The 6,686-nt window shown below is 57.3% G+C and carries 6 protein-coding genes; 1 reads left to right on the top strand and 5 read right to left on the bottom strand.

Translation table 11 applies throughout. From position 1 onward, the window contains the following. Nucleotides 1-108 precede the first annotated feature (108 nt). On the bottom strand, nucleotides 109-1,158 hold the full coding sequence (locus tag H8S59_RS25205; protein WP_187523193.1) for a PLP-dependent cysteine synthase family protein: 1,050 nt from the start codon (nucleotides 1,156-1,158) through the stop codon (nucleotides 109-111). 135 nt (nucleotides 1,159-1,293) lie between these two features. Here H8S59_RS25205 and H8S59_RS25200 point away from each other — a divergent pair, with 135 nt between their 5' ends. Then, nucleotides 1,294-1,755 carry an Lrp/AsnC family transcriptional regulator gene (locus H8S59_RS25200; protein ID WP_187523192.1) on the top strand — a complete coding sequence of 154 codons (462 nt, stop codon included), beginning with the start codon at nucleotides 1,294-1,296 and terminating at the stop codon, nucleotides 1,753-1,755. Between the two features lie 38 nt (nucleotides 1,756-1,793). On the opposite strand, the gene H8S59_RS25195 is transcribed toward H8S59_RS25200, so the two are convergent. From H8S59_RS25195 to H8S59_RS25180, 4 genes are all read right to left on the bottom strand, one after another. Further along, nucleotides 1,794-4,214 carry a TonB-dependent siderophore receptor gene (locus H8S59_RS25195; RefSeq protein WP_425504607.1) on the bottom strand — a complete coding sequence of 807 codons (2,421 nt, stop codon included), beginning with the start codon at nucleotides 4,212-4,214 and terminating at the stop codon, nucleotides 1,794-1,796. Between the two features lie 184 nt (nucleotides 4,215-4,398). Then, complete coding sequence (locus tag H8S59_RS25190; RefSeq protein WP_343073087.1) at nucleotides 4,399-5,397, bottom strand: FecR domain-containing protein; 999 nt, start codon at nucleotides 5,395-5,397, stop codon at nucleotides 4,399-4,401. After that, on the bottom strand, nucleotides 5,394-5,894 hold the full coding sequence (locus H8S59_RS25185) for a sigma-70 family RNA polymerase sigma factor (protein ID WP_187523190.1): 501 nt from the start codon (nucleotides 5,892-5,894) through the stop codon (nucleotides 5,394-5,396). The genes H8S59_RS25190 and H8S59_RS25185 overlap by 4 nt, the downstream gene beginning before the upstream one ends. 105 nt (nucleotides 5,895-5,999) lie before the next feature. Beyond that, the gene (locus H8S59_RS25180) at nucleotides 6,000-6,521 is read right to left on the bottom strand and encodes a hypothetical protein (RefSeq protein ID WP_187523189.1); all 522 of its coding nucleotides are present in this window, start codon (nucleotides 6,519-6,521) and stop codon (nucleotides 6,000-6,002) included. Between the last annotated feature and the right edge of the window lie 165 nt (nucleotides 6,522-6,686).

Here is a 6,686-nt window from a genome sequence, read left to right as displayed (position 1 = left end):
TCCCGGCTAAAGCCGGTCCCACGACAATTTCGAGGTCGCATCACGCTCGTGATGCATCTGCTACTCCGAAGTGAGTCCCCGAAACGGTGCACACTTCAACTTGTCAGCTCACCGCGCAATCAACAACCGCTCCAGCTTTTTCGTATACGGCGAAAGATCACCTATGGTGCGTTCGACCCATTCAGGGTCGTAATACGTATCCAGATAGCGCTCGCCGCTGTCGCACATCAGCGTCACCACCGAACCCTTCAAGCCTTGCGCCTGCATGTCCAGCGCCACCTTGAGCGCGCCCCAGACATTGGTCCCCGTCGAGCCGCCGGGCTTCTTGCCGATCAGCTTTTCCAGCCAGCCGAGTGTGGCAATGCTCGCTGCATCGGGGATTTGCAACATGTCATCAATCACGCCCGGCAAAAACGACGCTTCGACTCTGGGCCGACCAATGCCCTCGATACGACTGCCCTTGAGGCTGGTCAGGCCGGCATCACCGCTGCGGTAGCTGTCGTAGAACACCGAATTCTCCGGGTCTACGACGATCAGTTTGGTGGCGTGGCCCTTGTAGCGAATGAAGCGGCCGATGGTCGACGACGTGCCGCCCGTTCCTGCGCTCATCACAATGGCAGTCGGGATGGGATGTGCCTCGCCACTCAACTGATCAAAGATGCTGTCAGCGATGTTGTTGTTACCCCGCCAGTCCGTAGCCCGTTCCGCGTAGGTGAACTGGTCCATGTAATGACCATTGTCGAGCAGAGCCAGACGCTCGGCTTCGGAATACATGTCGCAGGATTGCTCCACGAAGTGGCAGCGCCCGCCAAGCAGTTCAACCTGCTGGATTTTCTTGCTGGCGGTGTGGCGCGGCATGACGGCAGTGAAAGGCAGTCCCAGCAGCTTTGCGAAGTAAGCTTCTGAAACCGCAGTGCTTCCGGAAGAAGCCTCCACCACATGTGTGCCCTGGCGAATCTTGCCGCTGCAGATCGCATGAAGAAACAACGAGCGCGCCAGACGATGTTTAAGGCTGCCGCTGGGGTGAGTGCTTTCGTCCTTGATGTAAATATCAATGTCGCCAAGTGCCGGAACATCGAGCTTTAGCATATGCGTATCAGCCGAGCGGCGCTGATCGCAGTCAAGGGTTTTGATCGCGTTACGAATCCAGTTATGCATCACTGTGCGCCCCGGCAAAAACACATCTATTCTTGAGGACAAATGCTACTGAATGCTGGGAAAAAGAATTTCTTTTTGTTCTACTCGTTTACTCGCTTTATAGAAAAACTTTCTCCAAAAGGACTGATTTGAAAAATGGACAGTCTTGATCGCCACATCCTCAGCATTTTGCAGCGTGACGCGTCAACTTCGCTGAAAGATCTGGCTGATGCAGTCAACCTCTCAACCACGCCGTGCTGGAAGCGAGTCAAAAAGCTCGAAGAAGCCGGATACATAAAATCCAGAGTCGCGCTTCTCGACCCGGAAAAACTTGGGTTGGGATTGTCGGTTTTCGTTCAGGTCAAAACTCAACGCCATGACACTCAGTGGCTGGAGCAATTCGCCCAAACTGTCATGCAATACGAAGAGGTCATGGAGTTCTACCGGATGGCGGGCGAATGGGATTACATGCTGCGCCTGGTGGTCAGCGACATGGCCGCCTACGACCGCTTTTACAAAAAGCTGATCAGCAGCACTGAAGGCCTTTCGACCATTACCTCCAGCTTCGCCATGGAGCAGTTGAAGTACACGACGGCGCTGCCGTTGCCTCGTAGCTAGGCCTGTTCCCTGAGTGGGAACAGGCTGACAACGACCGGTCAGAAGTTGTAACTGACCGTGGCGCTGACGTTACGCTCCTCGCCCAGATAGCAGTAGCTCAGGCTTGCACAGGACGCAACGTAGGATTCGTTGGTCAGGTTGTTCGCGTTAACCCGCACGTCGACGCCTTTGAGCCCGACTTTGCTCAGGTCGTAACCGACTGACGCATCGAACAGTGTGTAAGACGGCACCTGCAGGGTATTTTCAGCATCTGCCCAGCTATAGCCGACGTAGCGAACTCCTGCACCCAGCCGCAAGCCATCCAGCGCACCGCTGTTGAAGGCATAGTCGCCCCATACCGACGCCATGTGTTTAGGGGCCTGTGTCGGTGAGTTGCCTTTGTTCTCGATGACATTGGTGGGCGTGCTCAACGTGCTGGGCATCGATTTGGAGTATTCGATATCGGTCAGGGTGTAGCCGCCCAGTACTTTGAAGTTATCGGTTAACTGCACGTGCGCTTCCAGTTCCAGGCCTTGTGAGCGTACAGCGCCAATGGGGCGATAGAAATTCTCTTGCGGCAGCTTGGAAGCCAGGTTCTCTTGATCAATCCGGAATACTGAGGCGGTGAACAGGTTGTCCGTGCCGGGTGGCTGGTACTTGATGCCTGCTTCCCATTGAGTGCCGTCTGTTGGCGCGAGAGGGTTGCCGTCGCTGTCGGCGTACGAGTTCGGGTTAAACGACTCTGAATAGCTCAGGTAGGGCGCAATACCGTTATCGAACAGATACAGCACACCTGCCCGACCGGTGAGTTTGGTACGTCGATCACTGATTTCTGTCCCTTCTGGTCGCCCGGCTTCTGCCAATCGATTCTCGTCCGAGGTTTCTACCCAGTCCTGACGCAGGCCCAGGGAGAAGCGCCATTTATCCAGCTCGATCAAATCCTGTGCATACACGCCGGTTTGCTCCAGACGGCGCACGTAGCTGGTCGGGCTGAAATAACTGATGGCTGAATTGCCGTAGACGGGATCGAAACCATTGAGCGATGCGACCGAACCACTGGTCCAGTCCACCACCGTCTTGCGTCGTTGGTAGTCCGCACCAAGCAACGCTGTGTGCTTGGCAGAGCCAGTGAAAAACTCAGCCTGCAGCATGTTATCGACGATGAACGCGTGAAGCCGCTCATCGCCGCCGGAGTAATAGCGCGTCAGTTCGTTGCTGGTGGGCGTCGTCCAGTCGTAGGCATAAACCTGATCGTTCTTCACCTTCGAGTCCAGATAACGGAAGTTCTGTCTGGCAGTAAACACGTCGTTGAAGCGGTGCTCGAACTGATAACCGAAAGACTGTTGATCGCGGCTGAAGCCATCTATGCCAGGCTCACCGTCGAAGAAGTGCTCGGAGATACGTTGCCCGTTCCGCTTACGCAGCGTGCCGCTGGCCGGTACGCCGCCGTGATAGCCGCCTTCCGGATCGTGTTGCAGATAGGCTTGCAGGGTGAGCGATGTGTCTTCGCTGAAGTCGATGCTCACGGTCGGTGCCAGCGCATAGCGCTTCTCTTCAACGTGATCGAACTGCGTGTCTGACTTATCCACAAGCCCGGTCAGGCGATAGGCGATGCGCTTGTCGTCATCCACTGGCCCGCTGAAATCGAACCCCATGCCGCGCTGACCCTGTGTGCCAACGGTGGCCTGAACCTGATGGTACGGCTCAAACAACGGTTTTTTGCTGGTTAATGCCACCAGGCCACCCGGCGAACTGCGTCCGTAAAGCACCGACGACGGACCTTTCAGGATGTCGACCCGCTCCAGAAAGTACGGGTCGACCTGCATCGTGCTGTAAGTGCCGCTATCGCCCATGGACTTGAGGCCGTCCAGGTAAATGTTATCCACAGAGCCGTCGTTGAAACCGCGCAAGGCCACATAGTCGTAGCGGTGGGTCGCGCCGTAAGGGTTGGTCAACACGCCCGGCGTGTAACGCATGACCTGCGCGACGGTTTGTGAGCCTTGGTCATCCATTTGCTGGCGGGTGACCACCGAGACTGACTGCGACGTTTCCAGTACCGAGGTGCTGGTCTTGGTAGCGATCTGACTGTGAGTTGCGTTGTAGCCTTCCATGCTGCCCAAGGCATTGCCCAGTGCGAACCCGCGAATATCGGTGCTGGGTAATGCCAGTGCTTCACCCGTGGTTTCGCGCAGTACATAACTGCTTCCATCCTCAGTGACAGCTTGCAGGCTGTTACTCCCGAGCAAAATGCTTAGCGCCTGATCGGGGGCATAGCTGCCTTGCAGGCCCGGCGAATGCTTGCCCGCCGTTTGCGCTGGCGTGGCGGCCAATGTGATACCCGCTTGCCGGGCGAACTGGTTCAAGGCTTCGCCCAAGGGACCGGCGGCAATGGAATAGCTGCGCACAGCACCTATCGCCGCTGTACCGTCCTGGGCTTGAACCGTTACAGGTAACGCGACAGTGCCCAAGGCCACGCACATCAATGTCGCGCGCACCGCTGTGGCGAGGTGTGTAGCGCACGCGTCAACGGCGACGTTTTGCAGGCTTGATTGTGATTTATCTCGAGGCCGGGTCATGGGCGATTCCGTAAAGTCAGTGAAGAGAACAGAGGGGCTGATCTCTAAGCCGGACCTGTAGGCAAAACCCGCCAAAAAATTTCAGATTTCATGCCGCGCGCTGCAACGTGACCCACCAGCGCGTGCGATACCTGAGCTGCACAGGCAACGTCTGAGTAACGACCGTAAGCAATTTGTCGGTGTTTTCCAGCCGAAATACGCCGGAAAGCCGCAGGTCGGCAATATCGTCAGCGCAGGCCAGATGACCGTGGCGGTAAGTCCCGATCTCGGTGAGGAAGTCTCTGAGGCGCATGTTGCGGGTCACGATCAGGCCTTCGCTCCAGGCACCCGCGTCCATGTTGAGTGTGGGCAGTTGGACCGCGTTGCGAGACGACACCAGGTAATGCTGCCCGGCGCTGACAGTGATGGGGGATGCCGCAGGTGAGCGGATAATCGACTGGCCTTCAAGCACGCTGATACGCGTCTGGTCCTGATACTGCCTGACGACGAAGCGTCCGCTGATGCCTTCGAACAACCCGTGGCGACTGTGCACCAATAGCGGTCTGCGGGTCGTGCTTTGTACATCGGCACCGCACCCCACAAGAATCTCACCCCGATTCAGGGTAATCAGACGGCGTTCGGCGCTGAAGTCCTGATCCACCGCGCTGTCGGTGTTCAATTGCAGGCTTGAGCCGTCGCTGAGCTGAAAGCGCCCACGCTGCCCGACGCTGGTCGCGAAATCTGCGCTCCACTGCTGCCACGGCATGACCTCTCGCGACAACCATGCACTCGAACCTACCGCGACCAGACCGGACAACAGTTTCAGGGTTTGTCTGCGGTTCAGGCGTTGTGCGCTGTTTTCCAGCGCTTCGATGGCTGCACCTGGGGCGGGCAGATTCTGAAAGCGACTGTGGAGTTCGCCGTTCAAGGCCTGGATGCGTTGCCAGGCGCATTCGTGATCGGCATGTGCGACACGCCACTGCTCACATTGCTCGCGCAACTGTGGGTTGTGCCCTTGGCTGTTGAGGCGCATCGACCACTGAATCGCCTGTTTCACGATCTGCGGCGAAGGCTCTTGCGAGCGCGCATGAGCAGAGACGCCGCTCACGCTGGATACCGCAACAGATAGCAGTGATAAAGCGCGTCGGCCACATAGCGTTCTACCGAGCGCACTGACACGCTCATTCGTTCGGCAATCTGCTTGCAGGGCATGCCTTCACACTGAGCCAGCAGAAAGGCCTGGCGGACTTTGGGTTTCAAGCCATCCAGCATCTTCGCAATGCTCTCCAGCAACTCGAAAACCAGCTCCCGGGACTCGGGCGAAGGCGACTCGTTACAGGGTAAATGGGCGATGGCTTCAAGATAGGCGCGCTCCAGCTCCTCGCGTCGCCAATGATCGATAACGATCCCTTTGGCAACAGTGCGCAGAAACGCACGGGGCGCTTTCAGCTCAAGCAGTTCGTGGCGATTGAGCAGCCGGACAAACGTATCCTGCGCCAGATCCGCTGCATCGGCTGCATTGCCCAGCTTGCTGCGCAGCCAGGTGTTGAGCCAGCCGTGATGATCTATGTAAAGCGAACGCAATGTGGCGTGATGAGAAGGCATCGAGGCGCGCCATCCCAGCGCGGTGTAAATGATAATGAGTCGCATTGTGTAAAAGCGCTGCACAATTTGCAACTGCTTAAGGGATGGACGCCTGCCGCGTGCGACTTATGCCCTCAGGTATTGCAGGACGGTCTTGATGCTGGCCAGTGGCGGTGCGGACATTAACTGCCCGGTCGGGCACCATGGATAACTGACTTGCTGTAACCAATCCATCACCGGCCCCACCTCTGCCGCAGGGCAGACCAGCATCTGCTCGATAGTGATTTTCAAATGCGTCGCCAATCCTGAATCAAACTGCCAGTGATATTGCCCGCAACCAAAGCGCAGATCCCCGGTGGCCTTGTCCGACATCCCCACCAGCCACGTGCAGTGATGCTCGGTCGCCTCCTCGGTCGGCGGCTCACCGATGCAGAACGTGTAGACGTTTTCATAGGTCTGCCCGAAACGCCGAACCAGCACTTCCGCGATACCGTCCCTGCCTTCAACTGTGGGCGGAAATGAAATGGCCCCGGTGTGGACGACCATTTCCAGCGTCGCGTCGCTGACGAATGCCTGGCGTAGCAGGTGTGGACGATTGCCGTCTTTGGCAAGGATGTAGTGTTCGATGGATTGGGCTGGGGTTGGCATTCAGGGCTCTTTTTGTTTGGAACCAACTGATTTTGAATGATTTTCTGTAGGAGCTCACGAGCACCGCGAGGCAGCGATGGCGTTCTGTCTGATCCACCGCTATCGCGGCCTCGCGGTGCTCGTGCGCTCCTACAGGTTATTTATAAACCACGCGGCGGCGCAGTG

The sequence above is a fragment of the Pseudomonas folii genome, assembly GCF_014357575.1.
GTDB lineage: Bacteria > Pseudomonadota > Gammaproteobacteria > Pseudomonadales > Pseudomonadaceae > Aquipseudomonas > Aquipseudomonas folii.
Note: the sequence above shows the minus strand (reverse complement) of the source record. Positions and strands in the feature narration are given on the sequence as shown.

Coding starts and splice junctions, on each gene's coding strand:
- H8S59_RS25205 (WP_187523193.1), bottom strand. CDS start 1,158: ATGCATAACTGGATTCGTAACGCGATCAAAACCCTTGACTGCGATCAG.
- H8S59_RS25200 (WP_187523192.1), top strand. CDS start 1,294: ATGGACAGTCTTGATCGCCACATCCTCAGCATTTTGCAGCGTGACGCG.
- H8S59_RS25195 (WP_425504607.1), bottom strand. CDS start 4,214: ATGTGCGTGGCCTTGGGCACTGTCGCGTTACCTGTAACGGTTCAAGCC.
- H8S59_RS25185 (WP_187523190.1), bottom strand. CDS start 5,894: ATGCCTTCTCATCACGCCACATTGCGTTCGCTTTACATAGATCATCAC.
- H8S59_RS25180 (WP_187523189.1), bottom strand. CDS start 6,521: ATGCCAACCCCAGCCCAATCCATCGAACACTACATCCTTGCCAAAGAC.